Below are 20025 nucleotides of genomic sequence, written 5' to 3' on the forward strand. Positions count from 1 at the left end.
GCCACTGTTTTTCTTTTTAAGCTATCACAACATCAAAAAATGGCCTGTTAGATCGACACGATCCATCTTTGAAATGGATGTTGACGTTACCTAACAGACCGTTTATTGATTTGATAATATGAAATGATTCAGTGATGTTTACTTGCGTAATCTCCGGGAACTTAACGCGTGATGGCCATTCTGTAAGAATGTACTACGCGTATTCTTCATCTGTTCAATACGTCGCTCAGCCATACGATCTGCGGCAACATAGGTAGCGATACCCTCGGTACGTGAGCTTTCGAATATTTTCTCCAGATTGGAATAGATCTCTCCGATCTTGCTCCACGCCCGATCCGCATTATAACCATTCAGCTCATCCGCAATGTTAATTACGCCACCTGCATTGATAACATAGTCAGGCGCATATACGATGCCCATATCATACAGCTGATCCCCATGACGGGTCTCCAGCAGCTGATTATTGGCGCATCCCGCTACAACTTTTGCCTTGAGCGTCTTGAGCGTATCGTCATTAATCGTGCCGCCCAGTGCACATGGTGCATAGATATCGCAATCCACACTTGTGATATCTGCGGGATCAACAGCTGTTGCGCCGAAGCGATCCACAGCCTGTTTCACCGCGTCCTTATGGATATCCGTAACGATCAGATGTGCGCCTTCTTCATACAGATATTTGCACAGATGCATCGCCACATTGCCGACACCTTGGACCGCTATCGTTTTGCCCTCCAGCAGATCGGTACCGAATGCTTCTTTGGCTGCTGCCTTGATCCCCCGATATACACCCCAAGCCGTTGCAGGTGATGGGTTACCGGATGAACCATAGCTTGCCGAGATGCCTGTCACATAATCGGTTTCCTGATAGATCAGGTTCATGTCCTCTTCCGTTGTTCCCACATCTTCGGCCGTGATATAACGTCCGTTCAACCCTTGAATATATCGTCCAAACGCACGGAACATCGCTTCGTTTTTGTCGCGCCGCGGATCTCCGATAATTACGGTTTTGCCGCCGCCCAGATTCAGGCCCGATACCGCATTCTTATATGTCATACCCCGGGCTAGACGTAGGGCATCTTCAATGGCTGCTTCTTCCGAAGCGTAAGTCCACATCCGTGTGCCTCCTAACGCAGGGCCGAGTGTTGTGTCATGTATGGCAATAATTGCTTTTAACCCTGAATTTCGATCCTGGCACAGAACCAGTTCCTCATAATCGTGATGCTCCATTGCTTCAAACCAACTCATGTGCTAACCGTCTCCTCCAACCATTTTTGCGATTCAATCGCATTGTTCTCTATTCACTGCCATCCTCTATTGTACCCATGAATACCCAGTTTGTGCAAAATCACATCGCAATGTTAGAGAAGCCACTAATGATACTTCTGGTATGGCAGGGTCTGGTAATACAAAAACCTCTCTTCCATAACTGAAGAAAGTTTCACTGCCCTTAGCCGCAATAACATCATCGTCACGAGAAAACCCATAAGCATCACTCACATCTAAGATAACGTCTCAACCACATTTATCGGATGCAGATCTCCATCCACCGCGAATGAAGCCTGTCCCGTCTCCTCAGAGACAACAAGTACAACCGCATCCGTCAATTCACTGAGTCCCAGCGCAGCCCGATGACGAGTGCCTATTTTTCGTTCATGCACTTCCGCTTGCGACAACGGCAGCACATTACCAGCAGATACAATCTGATTGCCACGAATCAACACGGCCCCGTCATGCAATGGTGCACCGGGAATGAACAGGGATTCCAGCAGCGCATGTGTCACTCTGGCATCTACCGCCACTCCTGAATGAATGATCGACTCCAACGGAATCTCCCGTTCAATCACAATCAATGCACCATATCTCCGGTCAGACAGATGCTGTACGCTCGATGTTAATTCGGCAAACTTCTCGGTAAAGGGTGACAGATAACAATCCAGATAAAACGACGAGGCGAGCACCTCAATCTGCTTGATCTCGGCTCGAATCTCTGCAAATTGCCCCAGTAGACAGGCACTGTCATTGTCAAACCGGGATAACGTCAGATTCATCCGTTCCGCTACACGATGGAGATCCGCTTTGAGCTTCTGTCTCATCGAGGAACTGTCACAGTCTGCTTGCCGTTTCAACATACGTCGCCTCCTCCTTTAATTCGTTTAATGCCTCGCACACATCCTGAATACCCATACCTTCCCCTCAGGAGCATGTATATATACAATGACAGGGCGGTATGAACTGATCATGGTCGTGAATGCATCTGGCATAACAACCGAAAAAGGGCCTGTCCGCGAACGAACTTCCCACGGGTCAGGCCCTATTCGGCATGATGATTTGATATCTATTTCATTTATTGTGCTTTTCCGTATGAACCTGCCTTAAATGTAGTCGGATCATACCATTTGTACCCTGCCGCAGGTGCAGCCCATGGCTCAAGTTGCGGCTCGGTTGATGCAGCCGGAGCTTCGATAGGAAGCAGGCTTGTGGCTGTATCCAATGTCAGTCCTGGCACTTGCGCCAGACTGGTGTAACTCTCTTTGACCGCGAGCCATTTCACAGTATTCACAAGGAACGTTGCATCATCCACTTCCTTGAATCCATCATAGGTCTTCTTGGTCGCACCGGTCTCTTCGCGCAAATATTTCGGAGTAGCGTCTTCTACAGGTGAAGAGTCCCCGATAAATGCAGCTTTGCCCGCGCCAACCTTGGCAATGGCGGCATATGCCCCTTCAGCTCGTCCACCACCGTTATATACGCCCTGATCGACAGCATTGCCCCACTTGGACACACCACTTGGTACATATACCAAGCCTTTGGCCTTGTTAGGGTCTATAATCGCAACGGTCGATCCTGCATGCATGGCTACAGCATTAACACCAGACGTAATGCCGAAGGATTGTGCAGGTGCAACGATATCCGATGCATTGACATCTCCAAGGGCATTGTAGCGGAAACGAACACCAAAGTTCGTCGCCAGCCAGTCTGAACTCGTCACACTCTGCATAGCTGGTGATTCGGCTTCAGCCGAAGACATGCCTTTGGCCGGATTCAGGAAGGCACCGCGGCGATAGCCGTTGAATACTTCGGAAGAATCCCAGCGGTTTTTGTTGCGGTCTGCATTATAGTGGTCGGAGATGAAGAAAACACTTCCTCCGTTCTGCACATACTGCACCAGCGCAGCCTGCTCTGTCGCTTTGAACGGCACGTTGGCTTCGCCAATGACAAAGACGTCGTAATCTTTCAATATATTATAGGTGATGGCTTGCTCACCGAATGTATACGGGATGCTGCGTTCCAGCTGATTCACGACAAAGCCTGCGTTTCGCAAACCATTGGCAAAATCCGAAAATGCTCCGTCAATAATCCAGTCGGCAGCACCTGCTGTCTGGGCGTGGGTATTATCAAACAATACTTTTTTGCCGGTACCATCCGGTAATGTTGTACCTGGGTTCGGTTCTGGATCAGGGTTCGTTGTTCCGGAGGAAAATGCAATGGACGTTGGGTTTTTGACTCCTGCATAGCTGTTGTAGGCACCGAGTGTTCCGGTTACGATGATCTTTTGGCCTACAAGATTGGGATTGGAAGCCAGTCCATATTGCGAACGGAAAGAAGCGGGAATCTGCACATCCAATAATCTGGCGTTGGTTCGCTCTGACGCTGAATCGGCAATCAGAACATTAAAATCATTGGCATACGGAGATGTAAACTTCGCGGTAAGTGACCCGGTAGCATGTCCAACAATGATTCCTTCAACCGTCGCTGTTCCTCCACCGCTCTGGGCAGCGATGGCCTGAGATACCGTAAGGGGTGCTGCAGCTTGTACCGGACTTTGCGAACCCGGCCCCAGCAGTGCGGTTGCCATCATGATAAAGACCAGGAATGCCCCGATCCAGTGCTGCCATAACGCCTTCTTCATATTCCCTTTCTCCTCCTCCAAATTACCTGATAATGGGTTATCCTCCTTTAATTTAATTGTTCATATGCTGAATTCCTCTATCTTTTTGTAAAATTATTGAAAAAGTTTAGAAGTTGAGTCTATTTGCCCATACTGATTAGCATTAGAATTCCACTTTCCGAAGGAGTAAAACAATGATGAAGTTGATATTTTTGATACTCTTGTTGATTGTTCCGCTAATTATGGCTTATGTTGCCCTTCGTTCCCGAATGGTTACGCGACTATTCCATATTCTTGCGCTGCTCTGCTTCTATAGTGCGGCAACCGTCATCGCTGGTGATGTGTATGCGACGAATGCTCATATGACCACGTTCACCACCGAAATTCATCAATTCCTGATGAATGGCTGGTTCCTGTATCCGTCTGCATATCTCGGTGTATACATACCCTATGTGATGTGGAGGAGCCTATTTTTAGAAAAAAGTTGAATTCATTACGGTCTTGGGATTGCATTTTGCCAGCGTTCATTGCATAATGAATATATAGATGTGATAATGATTATCATTCTTGAACTTGTCTCCATGTAACTTTCTACTGCATATGATTTTACGATTTTATAGATAAAGGGGAACGAACATCGAATGAATACAACTCTGCAAAAGGCTGATCTGCAGCTTGACGATTATTTGGATCTTCTGAACCTGGCAACCAATCTGGGTGATACGAGATGGCAAAAGGAAATTATCCGTAAGCTGGCTTATACTTATCCCGCAGTTCAATGTAAACAACCACAATAGCATTCCTTATACTTACATAGCTCAATAACCCATTCTTTACATGAATCGGTTATTGGGCTATTTTTATTTTACTAGGAGGGATAGCTATGCAATTGGAGACCGAACGACTCACCATCAGGGATATTCTGGAGACAGACTGGGAAAGTATACATAGCTACACATCCATGACAGAAGTTACTCAGCATACGGCATGGGGACCGAATACGGAAGAAGATACGCGAGAGTACGTGCAGTTTGTGTTGGACATGCAGCAGACACAACCACGAGAAGGCTATGAATTGGCGATATGTTTGAAAAGTGACGGGACTCTTCTTGGCGGCGTGGGTATTCACGTGATGGAGAAAACCAATGCAGAGATTGGTTACGTCCTTAATCCAGCCCACCAAGGAAAAGGTTATGCCGCCGAGGCAGCCAGTGCTCTGTTAGGCTTCGGTTTCAACGAACTCGGCATTCACCGGATTTTCGCCAAGTGTCGCCCGCACAACACGGCTTCGGAGAATGTTATGAAGAAAATTGGTATGCAACGTGAGGGGCTGTTGCGAGAGCACTGGTTTTACAAAGGATGCTTTCATGACTCGTTGCTCTATTCGGTTCTCGCCAGTGAATATGTGCCGCGGCCCAGGGAGAGCAAATGATACATATATTTTTTCCGTTTACACCATATCCGTTTACACCAAAAAGGCTGACACCATTGATACGGATGTCAGCTCTTTTTATTATTCTCCGTAACGACCCCAATCGCCAATGGAGGTAAAACCTCGAATCAATCTCAGTTACAATCGGCATAGCTCTACGGGACAGCTTGGGAATGTCGGACATCCACACATGTAGCGCAAGGCTGCCAGATCCCGAATCATCAATTTGCCGTCCATCATATCCAGTGTACCTTGTTCCTTCCATGCCCCCAGCATCCGCGTTACACTCTCCCGTGTTGCTCCGATCATCTCGGCAAGTTCAGTATGGTTCAGCTTCATATCCAGCACGATGCCATCCGGTGTAACCTTGCCATACGAGTTACTGGCACGGATCAGTGTCGAAGCGAGCGCACCCGCCTTGCCATAAAGCAGCAAATCACGGAATCTCGACTGGGTAATCCGTTGCGATAATGCCATCCATTGCAAGAATTTCAAGGCCAGATCGCCATGTTTGCTGAGTATACTTTCCAGATCGCCAAGCGAGATAATGGCCAGTTCCCCTTTTTCCGCCATCTCTGCACTGTAGCTATGATTCAATCCACCAATGCCGCCGAATTCACCGATGAGATCGCCGCTTTGTTGAATGGATAAAATAATTTCCTTACCATCCTCCGTCGACTTGGTCATTTTCACTCGTCCCGAACGAATGTAGTACAGATATCCGGCTTCATCGCCTTCGAGAAAGAGACCATACCCCGACTTCACCCGTTTGGGTTGCATTCTTGCTTCAATCAGGTCCCATTGCTCAGGTGTAACGAACGAAAGGATTCCGCCTGTTTCTCGTGTCATTTTGCCCGCCTCCGTTTGTTTCTGCTCTGTTCTCTGGGTTGTTCTTTCTACAAATACTGTACCCATAACCTTCGTCCCCCTCGGTGATTCCTTATGTATCCATCATATCGCGAAAGTGGCTTCAGGGTTATCGGGGGATTACCTGATCCTTGACGAGAAACTCCCTGAATTTGCTGTGAGAAAAGTCACATTTCACCGATATGCCTTATCCATCGCATTATTTCAATCCCTTGATGTACCTGATTCAGAAAACCTTCAATGCCCAGGTTCAGTAAATTATAGAACGGAAATAGGGGTTTTCCCTGAATTACAATGTACGAGAAAGGGTCTACAATAGAACTACCATCGTAATACCCTTACTTTAAGATGATCCTGTCCAAAGGTTAATGATAATAATTACAACGTTATGTACGTTATATTCCGAAAAAAAGGAAGTGTCCTCTCATGCATGATGAACTGCCATCTGGCATTCAGGAGATGATCGACGGCCTGCGCCTGAACACATCCAGTGATTTCTGTGGAGTTGCCTGTCTGAACGGGACAATGCTGCGCTGGAAGTATACCTCTGGGGCCAGTAATGAACGGGTGAAGCGTATGGAAATGCGCCCCGGACAAGATCTGGTAGGCACAGCCCTTCGGACTGGACGCACAGCCCGATCTGATGCACAATCCACCGGAGATCATACACCCGGTCGTTGCCCGTTAATGCTTGCTGAGCGGCTGGTAAGTGCCATAGCGGTACCTGTGTTCCAGGAAGGAAGCGTGCCTGGTGCCGTGCTGCTCGTGGGCAGCAGACTGCCCTGCACCTTTTCACCGAACATGGTCCTACAGACGGAGCAAGTTGCTCTACATCTTCAACCGAAGGTGTTTGGAACCAAGGTTTGAACGCAAGAATGAGAGAAGCGATTCAGAGAATTCACCTCTGACCGCTTCTTTTTTTGTTATGATATAGATAGAACAGAGGAAGCGGACAGGGGGAAATCATGTGATTCAACTATTAGTTGTAGACGACCATGTTGTCGTGCGGTCCGGGCTGATCGCCTTACTTGAAGGAAAGAATGATATACATATCGTTGGAGATGCCGCAGATGGCGATGAAGCCATTGCCAAAGCTCAAGAGTTAAAACCGGATGTGGTCTTGATGGATTTCAGCATGCCACCAGGCAAAGACGGTTTGACCGCTACCGCTGAATTGAAGAAATTGATGCCAGATGTCTCCATTTTGATACTGACCATGCATGATGATGAAGAATATCTGTTCCGCGCCATTCACGCGGGAGCATCCGGGTATATTCTCAAAAGTGCACCGCATGAAGAATTGCTTGCCGCAATCCGTTCCGTAGCAGAGGGTAGCGCCTATCTGTACCCCAGTGCAACCAAGCGGCTGATGAGCGAGTACCTCGACAAAGCCAAACAGGAAAACGCCGGACCCTATGACACGTTATCCGAGCGAGAGAAAGAGATTTTGTCCTGGATTGCCAAAGGCTACGCCAACAAGGAAATTGCCGAACATCTGATTATCAGTGTCAAAACGGTCGAATCCCACAAAAGTAATCTGATGGAGAAGCTTGGCCTGCGTACACGACCGGAACTGGTGAAATTCGCCATGAAAAAGGGGTTGCTGAACTTTGAGTAGTGCCCGCAAGAACAGATTAAGTGGACTCGCAGACCAGCCCGTACGCCTTCTGCTGAACGAAATCGATAATCACATTACGGATAATGAATTTCGCAGCAGGTTGAAGGGCTCCCTGCATCAACTGAGTGACCTGAAATTTGCCTTGGATGAATCCTCCATTGTAGCCCTGACAGACCGCAAGGGTAAAATCCAGTATGTGAATGATAAATTCTGTGAAATCTCGCAGTATGAGCGCGAGGAACTGATTGGTAAGGATCATCGAATTATTAATTCCGGATACCATGGCAAAGCCTTTATGAAAAACCTGTGGGACACGATATCCTCAGGCAAGGTATGGAACGGGGAGATTCGCAACCGCGCCAGAGATGGCAGTTATTATTGGGTCAACACCACCATCGTGCCTTTCCTCGATAATGACGGCGAGCCATATCAATATCTGGCTGTACGCAGTGAGGTCACCAAGTTGAAATCCGTCGAAGGTGAATTGCAGAAGATGATGTCCCAGGTCATGAACATTCAGGAAGAGGAAAGACGCCGGATCTCGCGTGAACTGCATGACGGGATTGGACAGAGTCTCTTCTCTCTGGTGATTCAGATGGACCGACTGCTGGCAGACCAGCCTCACGCCGGAGTTGAAGCACTACGTAAGCAGGTCACGGGTATTATGGAAGATGTACGCGGTATGGCATGGGAACTGAGACCATCCGTTCTGGATGACCTGGGTGTTGTTCCGGCGATTCGTACGTATATCGAGAATTACACCCGTCACTACGGAATTGAAGTTGATCTGGAATGTAATTTGCGCAAACGACTGGAGATGAACCGGGAGATCGCCATCTACCGGATTATTCAGGAAGCCTTAACCAATGTCGCGAAGTATGCCGATGTCGCCGAGGCACGTGTTACTGTAGAAGATGCTGAGGACATGACGATGGTTATCATTGAAGACCATGGTGCCGGGTTCAGCGAAGCAACCGCTGGCAATGGTGTTGGATTGTTCAGCATGGAAGAGCGTGCCCGTGGTGCAGGAGGAATGTTAAGAGTATCTTCCGAGCCTGGCGAAGGGACGACTGTTACCCTTTTACTGCCCAAGACAGTTCAAGCATAACCGAATCTCTTCATATCGTGATTTTGCGCACTACTCCAGCTCTATGTATTAACCGGCTGCTCGCTATTGGACTATGCGAGTGGCCTTTTTCTTTCCGATTGGTCGAAATGACAAAATGAAGGATAAAAATCGGTCAAATTCAATAAATACGATAAATAGATTGACTCCAGTTACGATTCGTCATTAAACTATGAATGCCACATACACATTGTATGTTTAGTAAAATTTCATTGTTCATTTCATATAGCGAGAGAAAAGGATGGTCAACATGTCAGAGAAACGCTCCTCCAAGGGAGGAGAAATTCCACAAATGTACAATCTCGACGAGATGGATCGCAAGATCATCGCCGCGCTTCACAAGAACAGCCGGATATCGTATACAGATCTGGGTACACAGATCGGATTGTCCCGCGTAGCAGTTCAGGCGCGCATTAATGCGTTATCCGAAAAAGGCATCATCGAACGCTTCACCGTGGTGATCAACCCTGGCAAGGTTGGGCTTCAGGTCTCTGCCTTTTTCAATGTCGATGTCGAACCGCCCTTCCTGGATGAAGTTGCGGAGAAACTGGACGAAGAACCTGCAGTTACGAGTCTCTATCATATGACAGGCCCGAGTACCCTGCACATGCATGGTATTTTTGCAGATATGGAAGAGATGGAGCAATTCTTGCTTGAGAAGCTTTACAAGATGCCAGGCATCGTCAAAGTGGAATCACAGCTATTGTTGAAACGCTATAAAAGCCGGATGGGCATGAGACTCTAGGAGGAAATCAGCATGGGTTGGAAAGATTACAGCGGTCTCGTCATTGGAATGGTACGAACCGGAATTCTCGGATATGGCGGTGGACCTTCAGTGATCCCGCTGATCCGTTACGAAGCCGTTACGCGTTACAAATGGGTCAGTGATGAGGAGTTCGGCGAGATTTTGGCTATCGCCAATGCCTTGCCTGGTCCCATCGCGACCAAGATGGCCGCATATCTCGGTTACAAAACCAAAGGTGTACTGGGCGCGATTGTGTCCGTACTCGCTCACATTTTGCCGACAAGCATTGCCATCATTGCGCTGCTCGGTTCCATGTACGCCCTGCGTGAGTCGAAGGTAGTGGCAGGCATGGTAGCCGCAGTGCGACCGGTCATTTTTGTCATGCTGGGCATGATGGCTTATGAATTTGCCATGAAGGCCTGGAAGGGACTCGGTAAAGGCTTTGCCGCACTATTCGGCGTCATTGCCTTTGTATCGTTACAGCTGCTCAATATTCATCCAGGGATTGTGATTGCGGTTTTCCTGGGATATGGTGTCTTCCATCTGGAACTGGTTCAGCGCTTCAAGTCCAAAGGCAATTCCGATAAGGGGGTGTCCTAAGGATGTTCCAGACCTGGTGGGAATTATTTTGGGGATTTTTCGTAGCTAACATCTTGGGATATGGGGGCGGCCCCGCATCCATTCCGTTAATGCAGGAAGAGATTGTGAACCATTACCAATGGATGACCACAGAGCAATTCGGGGATGTCCTGGCGATCGGTAACGCCCTTCCCGGCCCGATTGCAACCAAAATTGCTGCATTCGTCGGGTATCATGTGGCAGGCTGGTTTGGGGCATTTATCGCAAGTTTTGCTACAATCGTGCCTTCCGCAACTGCATTAATTTTATTACTTCGTCTCTTGAACAAACACCGCACTTCACCGAAAGTCAAAGGCATGACTTTACTCGTGCAGCCTGTTATCGCTGTACTCATGATTCTGCTCACATGGGAATTCGGTCAGCTATCCACCGATTCCATCGGCATCTGGCAGACTTTGATCATTGCAGGCATCTCGCTCTGGGTCATGACCAAGACCAAGCTGCATCCAGCCATTCTAATCGTGATCGCTTTTGCCTATGGTGCACTGGTACTGTCTCATACGATGTAGTTATAGGAACATATAGGGAACGTCATAGAATCTCTTGGTTATACATCTGCAGTGGGTGTATACAGGGGTTCTGGACGTTTCTTTTTTTATATTAGGATCTGTCTTCCAACGAACGAAGACAAGCTATACTAGGATGGATTTTCATTTTCATTTTCCAAAGAACTGAGAACGTCCTATTTTCTCTTAAAATAACGCTCCATGCTCTGTTTCAAGCGTACGCGATATGACGACATACTGGATCATGCTGAAATCGATAAGGCATGCTCTAGTTTATAGAACAAAAAAAACGGTAACCTCAGCGATCAAGCCGGGGTCACCGTTTTTTTATATTGTGCGTTTCATACTCCCATTAGGAAAAACCAATTACTTCGCTTCAACCACTACGGTTACTTTGGTTTTCACACCTGCAAATGTCACCGTAATCGTTGCTTTACCTTTACCATTCGCCTGGATAACGCCATCTTTCACCGATGCTGTTGCAATACGGGAAGATTTCCAGAGAGCCGGTTTGGATACATTGGCTTCACTGCCATCAGCATACGTTGCAGTTGCCGCCACGGTTACCTTTTCACCAGGTTTCATGGTTAATGTTACTTTATCCGTCTGCAAATACTTCAGTGTATCCACATCGACCGCAATTGTGACAGACTTGCTGCCATATTTTGCTGTGATTTTGGCTTTTCCGCTACCTGCTGCCTTCACTTTACCTTTAGTCACCTGAGCAACAGTGTACTTATTCGTTTTCCATTCTGCTTTATCGGTAACATCGCGCTCGCTACCGTCACTTAAGAAAGCAGTTACTGTCAGATCAGCTGTATCGCCTGATTTCAGGGAAAGAACTGGCTCTGATGCTTCAATACGTGAGATGACATCCACTTCAACCTGGATCGTCACTTTTTTGGAGCCGTATTCTGCTGTGATGTTGGCTTTACCACTGCTGTTACCTGTGATCACGCCTTTTTTCACATCTGCTACACGAGCATTGCTGGATTTCCAGGTTGCTTCGGATGTAACATCCAGTGTGTTGCCGTCCTCATCCGTACCTGTTAGAAGGATGGTCTGTGTTTCTTTGGCAGACAATACGACGAAGTTCACATCGGCTTCCAGACCACTAGCCATACCTACTTCAACAGGCAGAGTCAGCGTTTTGCCCTCAATTTTCGCAGTAATCGTTACTTTACCTGTCGCAACACCTGTGATGACCCCTTTGCTATCTACCTCAGCGATTTTGTCGCTGCTGCTGCTCCAGGTTGCATCTTCGGATACATCTTTGGATGTTTCACCATACAACGCCAGTACTTTGGCATTGGTCGTTCCTCCAACGGCTACAGATGCTTTTTTCTTGTCCATCTCATACTTGTCCGCAACGTCTACATTGACTGTAAATTTAACCGTTTTACCGCCATAAGCTACAGTGATCGTAGCTGTACCGGATTTGTATGCGATGAGATCGCCGTTTGATACATAGACAACATCTGCATTGCTTGAAGTCCACGTTGCTTTGGAAGTTACCACTTCTGTGCTTCCATCAATGTATTCTGCATTGGCTACCAATGTTTTAGACTTGTTATCACCCGTAACACTCATGGCGAGCTTGTCATTCACATCTTTGATATCCAGATATCTTGCCGTATCTACATCTACAGCAACTTCTACAGTTTTACCACTATAGGTTGCCTTAATCGTTGTTGAACCTGCGCTAATGGCTGTAACTTGTCCCTTGAATACCGTAGCAACCTTTTCGTTGCTCGATGTCCAAGTCGCTTGATCCGTTACATTCACGTCGCTGCTATTTGGATACGAAGCCGTAAGAACGATATTAGCCGTTTTGGTTGTCTCGCTCAAACGGAAGAAAATGCTTTGATTTACCACACTCAGTTTGCTAGTCAGATCGACATCCACGTCAACGGATACGGATTTCGTACCATATTTGGCTGTGATCTTGGCAGAACCTGCCGAGTATCCTGTAATTTCGCCTTTGAGAACATCTGCAACTTTCTCATTGCTGGATGTCCACTCCGCCAGATCAGTTACGTCTTTGGTTGTACCATCTGGATACGTAGCTGTTACTTTTACATTTTCACTTTTGTTCAACAACAAGTTAACTTGCTGTTTATCTACATCTACACGCTTAACCACTTCAACGTTAACATCCACTGTCACGCTTTGGCTACCGACTTTGGCTGTGATCACAGCTGTACCCGCGCTTTGTCCAGTTACTTTACCATTCACAACGGTAGCAACCTTCTCATCACTGGTAGACCATTCTGCGGTACTTGCTGCCGCGCTATTTGTTTCATTATCACTATACGTTGCTGTCAAAATAATTTCTTTCGTGTCTCCCGTACGCAAGTCCAGACTCTGTACGTTCTTAGAGAGGGCTTTGACCTTCTTCGTTACTTTCACTTGAACCGTCTGGCTCTGTCCCTGGTACGCTGCGGTAATCGTAGCTGTACCTTCTTTTTTGGCTGTAATTGCACCATTATATACAGTTGCTATCGAAGTATCACTGGTACTCCAGGATGAGCTGATCGTTACGTTTGTTGACGTATTATCAGAGTATACCCCAGTTACCGTAACAGAACTGGAATCACCAACTTCGAGCGACATTTCATTCTTGGAAACCACAATTTTGGACAGTTCTTTGTCTGCCGCAGCGGCCAAGCCTACGTTGGATATACTCAGTATCAACACCAGCATCATCACCATGTACTTGGTCAATCTTGGCTTTAACATCATTTCCCCCCGATTATCATCATTTTTTTCCCTATGTTTAATGTCGGCAAGTCCTTTCCAGATGTTTAGACTTTCAGGAAACTTTCAGGGATTCTATGGAAATTAATTTATCTTCTATTCCCGTTTCAACCGTTCATACCTGCAATTAACGCGCATAACCTATGTATATGGACTGTCTCGAACTTCTTTTAACAGAATTGGAGGAAACATATGCGTCAGCCTTTTGATTACATCGGGTATTGGGAGAAAACATATCGTTCAGGTGAAACTTCCGGGAGAGGTTCATACGGGGTATTGGCTGAATTCAAGGCCGAAGTCGTGAATGGACTGATTCAACGTGAAGGTATCCATCGAGTCATTGAGTTTGGATGTGGGGATGGCAACCAGTTGCAATACATGAATTATGAGGACTACCTGGGTGTTGACGTCGCCGCTTCTTCGATAAAACGTTGTGCTTCCCAGTTTGCCAAAGATTCGTCCAAGAGCTTCATGCTGTATACACCAGGCCTATGGATTAACCGAGGTTTCCTGCAAGCCGATCTGACGGTCTGTCTGGATGTGTTATATCACATCACGGATGAAACCGATTTTCGCAATACCCTCTATGATGTTCTGCACTCTTCAACAGCATGGGTGGTGCTTTACACGCGTTTGAAAGAAAACGGAAATACGGGGATCGATACAATTCAGGACCGAAATCTGTTCGAATATCTTTTCGACTACCCTGATTTCAAAGTGCATGAGATTATTCCGCAGCGATACCCGGATCAGTCTTCTGCCGACTTTGTTATCCTGAGACGCACGCCTTCGAAGTGAAAAGTGATTCTTTCAGTAGAGCATAGCTAATTCTGCACCCCAACCGGACCCGTATGAATGAGATATTCATACGCCAGATATTCATTTGTCTTCCTTCGATTATGTACACCATCCGCCTGTCCGCTCACCTCGATTGTCTATTCAAAGCTCAAGCTTGGGTATACTCCGTCTCCAATAGAAGGGATATCGTTTCTGGTACCGGAGACAGCCTTATGCGGACAGGTGATGATGTATTACAACATTCTCAGTTCTCCATTCCTCTTTTTAAAATAACCCCTCACGCCCATGCAGCTTCGCCAGTGCTTCCATATAGAAATAATCGCCGTATATAATCGGCACATTCAGCCCTCGCCCTTCCGGGTAATGCACCGTTCCCTGCATGATCAGACCTTCTTCCGCTGCCGAGTCACCGGAGCTATAGTGCTCATGCAAGCCGCGGACGATTCGCTCTCCCGCGGCGGCATAGGTTTCCCCGCGTGGCGACAGCTTCGCCAGCTCTAACAACCCGCTCGCGGCAATCGCCGCAGCGGACGAGTCCCACGCCACCTGATGCTCCGCAGGTGCGCGGAAATCCCACACCGGCACGATCTCTTCGCCAAGCATGGCGAGGAAAAAATCGGCCGCACGCTCCGCTGTCTCCAGATATCGGGCTTCGCCCGTATACCGGAAAGACAGCGCAAACCCGTGCAACGCCCAGGCGGTGCCCCGCGCCCAGGCAGAACCTGGAGCATGGCCCTGTCCGCCATGCTCTCGCAACTTCTGCCCCGTGTGTGGATCGAACTCCACCACGTGGCAGATGGACCCGTCAGCGCGGATGAATTCGCGCGCCACGGTGTCCGCATGTGCTTCCGCCAGCCAGCGGAAGCGAGGATCGCCGCTCTGCTCGGATGCCCAGTAGAGCAGCGGCAAGTTCATCATGCTGTCAATGATGGCTACGCCGCGCGTATCCATTGCTGACGAGCTGAAGTTCCAGGCGCGGATGAACTCACCGCGCACATGGAACCGGGCAGCGAGCAGGTTGGCGGCGAGCATGCCGCGCCGCCGTCCATCCGTGCTGCCCGTCTGGCGGTAGTTGGCTACGCCACTAAGCAGCCAGATGAACCCCAGATCGTGATCCACTGATTCGGGATCACGCAGGCAACCCTCCAGTTGCCGCTCACAGCTTTCGGCAATGCGATGTAGCGGAGCGACCGCTTCACTTTCCGGTGCATCCCCATAGACCAACCATAACAGACCAGGCCAGAAACCTGCTGTCCACCATTCCGGATCATTCCGGTCATACGTCCCTTGCGGGGCAATGTGCGGAAATGTATCCTTGATCCGCTTCGCATTCCGAATCGTTTTGGTAGCTCCCTGTTGCCACGCTTCCTCGAGCCATTTTACCGACGTTGATGTGTTCATGAACATATCCCTCCTCGATTCAATGCCGGACATCTTTCCTGATGCTCCAGCTCAACCTCAACTTATCTATAGCGTCGTATGCCGTAACTGCAATATCTATCTGTTAAATATCACTAACCTCACCCAATCGGACCGTAAAGGTCAGACTACGTGCTCCGTTCACTTCAATCCGCGCTTCTTTCAGCAATCCATTACGGGAAGCCACGGCCTGATCCTCCAGATGAATAATGGCTTCCTGATCCAGCGCTGTAGATTCGACATATGCCCCCCGATACGTAGTGCGCACACTTTGATCCGTGAGGGTAATCACCGCCTGTTCACGACCATCATGGAACATCAATGGTATGAGTGCACCTGCCGCCACAATCTCACCTTGGAATTCATACGTTATGGTCAGCAAGTCTGCCTGCTGCACATAATGAGTGCGCAATGTTTCAACACCAGGCAAGGGACCAACCCACGTCACAGTAAAAGAATTCTCCGAGGCATTTACTGCCTCTTCTCTCGCTCTTTCCGCCAAATGTCTCTCTACTTGATTCGGCGTATCCTTGCCCACTTTCTCATACACTATGGACCCTCCTCCGTGAGCAGGGTCTAATCCAACATCCCGATCATACGCACCACCCGATGGAATACCCTCTGCAAGGCTATGCCACACCCCATCTGGTGTCTTCCAGGCAGGGCAATAGCTGAGCGGGCCGACCACCCCTTCAGCAAATTCCGTGAATCCGGCCTGCACATGGCTGGCAGCGGAAGGGCCAATCAGACCAGGTAACCCTGTCTGCTGAATCCGCACCAAACCAGGGATCGTATATGGATCATTCATCGCCGTGTGCAATACCATTTGTTGACCTGGTACGGAAGCAACCACCGTTTCGAACCAGCCATCGGTCTGTAAAACTCGACTACCCACCTCGGAAGGAAGGTACACTTGACTCACATCGTCTCCCGGATCACTGAGACAGGCGTGGGCCAGGGCTGCCGCCGTCCACAGGTTGTAGCAGGTATGGTTGGTATAGATCTCGTACCCGTGCCGATCTTCTGGCGCGTATTCGTTACGCACGATTTTCAGGCGCCCATCATCCATTTTCCAGCGCTCTACAGCAGCAAAACATTGATTAGCCGCACGTGCAAAAGCACCCGCCATCACCGGATTTCCCGCCCCCAGAGCCTGCGTTGCATGTGTAGAACATACATAAGCGGCGGCCGCTTCATTCCACTGGTGCTGGGAGCTGCGACCCCGCGGTGGAATCTCACCTAGCGGTGATAGCGTCAGTAGCGAGCTGTAGGCACCATGGCGCAGCTGCTCACGCAACCTGTCGGCAGTGGCTCCCTCGTAACCAGCTTCAAGCATCACACCAAGGTGATAACGGGTGGCAATATCATAGGAAAATGGACAATTGGGACGGTCCAGCGGTCCATCCTGATACAATCCGAGTGCCGTAAATCGGGGCAGATGATAGGCCTCCAGATAACGATCCATCCACGTTGTATCCTCACTCGCCAGCTGTTCACGCCACCGTACATATTCGCCAGAGATCATAATGGCGTTCCAGTTAATCATGCGATTGGGATTGTTCATGTTGCTCATCGTAAATACATAATCTTGTTCAGGATCGATCGTTTTGAGTGCTTCAGCCCAGATCTGTGCTTGTTCAGGCAGATGTGACTTCAACAACATGTAAGCTCTCATCATGAGTACCGGGAAAAAATCAGGGTGATTGTCAGGCGTGCTACGTTTGACCACGGCATCAATGCTCTGTGATAGGGCCGCTGCGGCAGAATCCAGCAGATCCGTACGCCCCGCGTCAACCAGAACCGCCGCAGCCATTGCATAGGCTGGTGTAGAATAATACCTCTCCACACCCGAGAATGGATCGATAATTGCACCATCGCTGTCCTGATATGGTGTGTAAGCGCGCACAATACTCTCAACAAGTGCCAGTTTGCGATCCTTATTCCAACCGTCTGCCGGAGCGGGGCCCGCTTGTTCTGCCGACGTACGGTAACGTTCGAGTTCATCTTTCCATGGATACATGGACGCAGATGTATATTTACTCACACTGGCTCACCTCGATTTCTCCCAATTTTGGTTCAATGATAAAGCTTACCTCACATACCGTTTCAAGTGGTTCAGGGCCTTCTATCCGAACATCCATCTCATTGATCACACCTGTCCATGATAGTGACGTCCGATAGAATGTGACTGGAACATTGTCATGATCAACTGTGACCATTGCCTCCGTAGAGACTTGCCAGTGGTTCGCATCATACGTCATATGGACCGTTCCATGTACGCCTTGCCAGCGAAGATTACCGCTCTTCACCACCTCAGGCTGTACTCTGCTCATCCATCGCTCCACAATGCTTGAATATCCTGCATCTGATTCATCCGCCGATGAGAATGGTTCTGCCGAAGACACCCGCCTGCTCTTCCATTGAAAACGGTCAATCAGTCGTAATTCTGCTCTATCTCTACTACCGTCAGCGGCCATTGCCCAATGGAATTGACGTGTATAACGAGTCAGTGAAGCTGCACCAGGATATGCGGATGTCAGATCCAATGTTGTATCCAGTTCACCGCCATCCGCTGCCAGTTTTGCCTCTAAGACATGGGCTTGCGCTTGCCGGCCCGAGCTTTGCTCCTGGCCTTCAATGAGCGGAACGTTATGCCCGGATGACGAGATGTGGAACAACTGCTCTCTGCCTGGCGCAAAGTATGCTTGGGTATACAACCCTGCTCCTGGATCACACAGGATATTCTCACCACCGCAATGGATAATGAACTGTCCCAGATCATTATGATTGTGAGGTTCATCGTTATGTCCGCCTTTAACAGAAACCGCCACATGAAGGGGTGCGTTGTTCGTACGTTTTGAATTGGGAGAATCGAGCGCTCCCTTTGCAACCATCCAGCCCAGATTTTGAAAAATAAATCCTCGTTCAGCCTGTGCAAAGGCACCGTCATCCCCATATACTGCCGGATCGCTCCACATCACGTTCCGCACTAGATGTGCCCAGCGATGACAGGGATCATCGGTAAGCAGTGGAATATGAAGCGGCAGATCTACCTGCAATCCCACCCGGGACGCGAGCAGAGAGAGTAATCCGGAAGGAATCTTTTCCTGCTCGGCACTGTCCGAATAATTCACGAATATGCCGCCCGACAGATGAACTCGCAGCGGGAAGGCTGCGATGGCTGCTATTTTGAAACCTGTCAGCAGATCCAGTTCGCCCTCACTGTGCTCACGAAGCATCTCGGCATAATAGGTGAAATAACCGAATCCATATACCCAATATCCGATGCCTTCAGCACAGCCGCCATCCTCACCATATCCGCTTAGAAATGCGTTCATACAGCTGACCGTATGGGAGATTGATTCCCGTATTGCGGACTCATCCTCGAGCAGCAACAATGCGGCCATGCCGCAACAGCCACCACAGACCGCCGACCAATTGTGATCCGCTGTCTGCCAGTGGAACTTCTGCTGATCTCGGTAAAGCGGGCCGAAGATTCGCCGCTCTGCTTCATACCTGATCCGTTCTATGACAAGACGATCCAGCCGATCGGCGTGAATGTTCACCATCTCTGCCAGCATATGTACTGTCTCTGCGGCGAACAGATCAATGTTTCCATTCACCTGGTAGACACCGCCTGTACCCAGATGTGCGGGCAAACACCACGTATACTCACCACACACGTCCCACAACATTTCTTCCAGCGCTTGAAGTGCATCCGGCCTAGCACTGTCCAATGCGAGCATCGCCACAGCAGCCAGCCTGCCCCTTCGATCGAAATAAGCCTGCTCATAGGCTTTCCGCTCACCTGTATCACTGAACTGGCGATATAGACGGAATGATAAGGAGGGCAAGGGTTCCTTCAAGGCGCGTTCACCATAAGCCTTCAAGTCCGCGTATAACGTAGCCAATTCAGGCCGGATTAACTGCTCTAAAAGTCTGTCAGCACTCATGGAGCTTTCTGCTTTGCTCTCATTTCCACGTTGGTTTATATTTTCATGTCCGACTTCGTGAATGGAATCTTCCACTGGATTCACCACTCTTCGTTAATGGATTGTCATACCTATATTATAATGTAATCGATTTCATTTTACCGGATATGGTAGCACTTTTGAAGAATTATCCATTAGAACCCTTTCCACCACGTTACGTGCTTCTCCTCCCCAACGAAAAAAAACGAAGAACCTTCGTCAGGTCCTCCGTTGCATTCTGCCTGTCAACACAGGCTT

The 20025-nt window shown here is 48.7% G+C and carries 18 protein-coding genes; 10 read left to right on the forward strand and 8 right to left on the reverse strand.

The window, feature by feature from the left end; genetic code table 11:
* Positions 1-138: 138 nt before the first annotated feature.
* From MHH93_RS20965 to MHH93_RS20975, 3 genes are all read right to left on the reverse strand, one after another.
* Positions 139-1245, reverse strand: coding sequence for a Leu/Phe/Val dehydrogenase (locus MHH93_RS20965; RefSeq protein ID WP_500055602.1), 1107 nt, complete (start codon positions 1243-1245; stop codon positions 139-141).
* 254 nt (positions 1246-1499) lie between these two features.
* Positions 1500-2129 carry a sporulation-specific diadenylate cyclase CdaS gene (cdaS, locus tag MHH93_RS20970; protein ID WP_500055603.1) on the reverse strand — a complete coding sequence of 210 codons (630 nt, stop codon included), beginning with the start codon at positions 2127-2129 and terminating at the stop codon, positions 1500-1502.
* Positions 2130-2344: 215 nt separating this feature from the next.
* A complete protein-coding gene (locus tag MHH93_RS20975; RefSeq protein WP_500055646.1) occupies positions 2345-3859 on the reverse strand; it encodes a DUF6359 domain-containing protein in 1515 nt (504 codons plus the stop codon).
* 224 nt (positions 3860-4083) lie between these two features.
* Here MHH93_RS20975 and MHH93_RS20980 point away from each other — a divergent pair, with 224 nt between their 5' ends.
* The 3 genes from MHH93_RS20980 (at position 4084) to MHH93_RS20990 (ending at position 5321) form a co-directional block, all read left to right on the forward strand.
* Positions 4084-4377, forward strand: a complete 294-nt coding sequence (locus MHH93_RS20980) for a hypothetical protein (RefSeq protein ID WP_500055604.1) — start codon at positions 4084-4086, stop codon at positions 4375-4377.
* A 153-nt stretch (positions 4378-4530) separates the two neighbouring features.
* On the forward strand, positions 4531-4686 hold the full coding sequence (locus tag MHH93_RS20985) for a hypothetical protein (RefSeq protein ID WP_017691064.1): 156 nt from the start codon (positions 4531-4533) through the stop codon (positions 4684-4686).
* Between the two features lie 86 nt (positions 4687-4772).
* Positions 4773-5321, forward strand: coding sequence for a GNAT family N-acetyltransferase (locus MHH93_RS20990; protein ID WP_500055605.1), 549 nt, complete (start codon positions 4773-4775; stop codon positions 5319-5321).
* A 138-nt stretch (positions 5322-5459) separates the two neighbouring features.
* Here the strand turns inward: MHH93_RS20990 and MHH93_RS20995 are convergent, their stop codons facing one another.
* Positions 5460-6236 (reverse strand): Crp/Fnr family transcriptional regulator, encoded by a 777-nt coding sequence (locus tag MHH93_RS20995; protein ID WP_500055606.1) that lies wholly within the window; start codon positions 6234-6236, stop codon positions 5460-5462.
* Between the two features lie 378 nt (positions 6237-6614).
* Between MHH93_RS20995 and MHH93_RS21000 the strand changes: the two genes are divergently transcribed.
* From MHH93_RS21000 to chrA, 6 genes are all read left to right on the forward strand, one after another.
* Positions 6615-7055 carry a GAF domain-containing protein gene (locus tag MHH93_RS21000; RefSeq protein WP_500055607.1) on the forward strand — a complete coding sequence of 147 codons (441 nt, stop codon included), beginning with the start codon at positions 6615-6617 and terminating at the stop codon, positions 7053-7055.
* Positions 7056-7155: 100 nt separating this feature from the next.
* Positions 7156-7806 carry a response regulator gene (locus MHH93_RS21005; RefSeq protein ID WP_017691068.1) on the forward strand — a complete coding sequence of 217 codons (651 nt, stop codon included), beginning with the start codon at positions 7156-7158 and terminating at the stop codon, positions 7804-7806.
* A complete protein-coding gene (locus MHH93_RS21010) occupies positions 7799-8914 on the forward strand; it encodes a PAS domain-containing sensor histidine kinase (protein ID WP_500055608.1) in 1116 nt (371 codons plus the stop codon). Before MHH93_RS21005 ends, MHH93_RS21010 begins: the two co-directional genes overlap by 8 nt.
* Positions 8915-9182: 268 nt before the next feature.
* The gene (gene chrS, locus MHH93_RS21015) at positions 9183-9677 is read left to right on the forward strand and encodes a chromate efflux transcriptional regulator ChrS (protein WP_062837151.1); all 495 of its coding nucleotides are present in this window, start codon (positions 9183-9185) and stop codon (positions 9675-9677) included.
* 12 nt (positions 9678-9689) lie between these two features.
* The gene (gene chrB / locus MHH93_RS21020; protein WP_500055609.1) at positions 9690-10277 is read left to right on the forward strand and encodes a chromate efflux transporter ChrB; all 588 of its coding nucleotides are present in this window, start codon (positions 9690-9692) and stop codon (positions 10275-10277) included.
* Between the two features lie 2 nt (positions 10278-10279).
* A complete protein-coding gene (chrA, locus tag MHH93_RS21025) occupies positions 10280-10825 on the forward strand; it encodes a chromate efflux transporter ChrA (protein ID WP_500055610.1) in 546 nt (181 codons plus the stop codon).
* 363 nt (positions 10826-11188) lie between these two features.
* Here the strand turns inward: chrA and MHH93_RS21030 are convergent, their stop codons facing one another.
* Positions 11189-13564, reverse strand: a complete 2376-nt coding sequence (locus MHH93_RS21030; RefSeq protein ID WP_500055611.1) for an Ig-like domain-containing protein — start codon at positions 13562-13564, stop codon at positions 11189-11191.
* A gap of 207 nt (positions 13565-13771) precedes the next feature.
* Between MHH93_RS21030 and MHH93_RS21035 the strand changes: the two genes are divergently transcribed.
* Positions 13772-14377: a methyltransferase gene (locus tag MHH93_RS21035; protein WP_500055612.1), complete on the forward strand. Its 606-nt coding sequence runs from the start codon at positions 13772-13774 to the stop codon at positions 14375-14377.
* Positions 14378-14641: 264 nt separating this feature from the next.
* On the opposite strand, the gene MHH93_RS21040 is transcribed toward MHH93_RS21035, so the two are convergent.
* From MHH93_RS21040 to MHH93_RS21050, 3 genes are all read right to left on the reverse strand, one after another.
* The gene (locus MHH93_RS21040; protein WP_500055613.1) at positions 14642-15778 is read right to left on the reverse strand and encodes a glycoside hydrolase family 88 protein; all 1137 of its coding nucleotides are present in this window, start codon (positions 15776-15778) and stop codon (positions 14642-14644) included.
* 103 nt (positions 15779-15881) lie between these two features.
* A complete protein-coding gene (locus MHH93_RS21045; protein WP_500055614.1) occupies positions 15882-17840 on the reverse strand; it encodes a glycosyl hydrolase in 1959 nt (652 codons plus the stop codon).
* A complete protein-coding gene (locus MHH93_RS21050) occupies positions 17833-19824 on the reverse strand; it encodes a heparinase II/III domain-containing protein (RefSeq protein WP_500055615.1) in 1992 nt (663 codons plus the stop codon). The genes MHH93_RS21045 and MHH93_RS21050 overlap by 8 nt, the downstream gene beginning before the upstream one ends.
* Positions 19825-20025: the final 201 nt, after the last annotated feature.

This window comes from Priestia sp. FSL H7-0729, from assembly GCF_038005685.1.
Lineage (GTDB): Bacteria > Bacillota > Bacilli > Paenibacillales > Paenibacillaceae > Paenibacillus.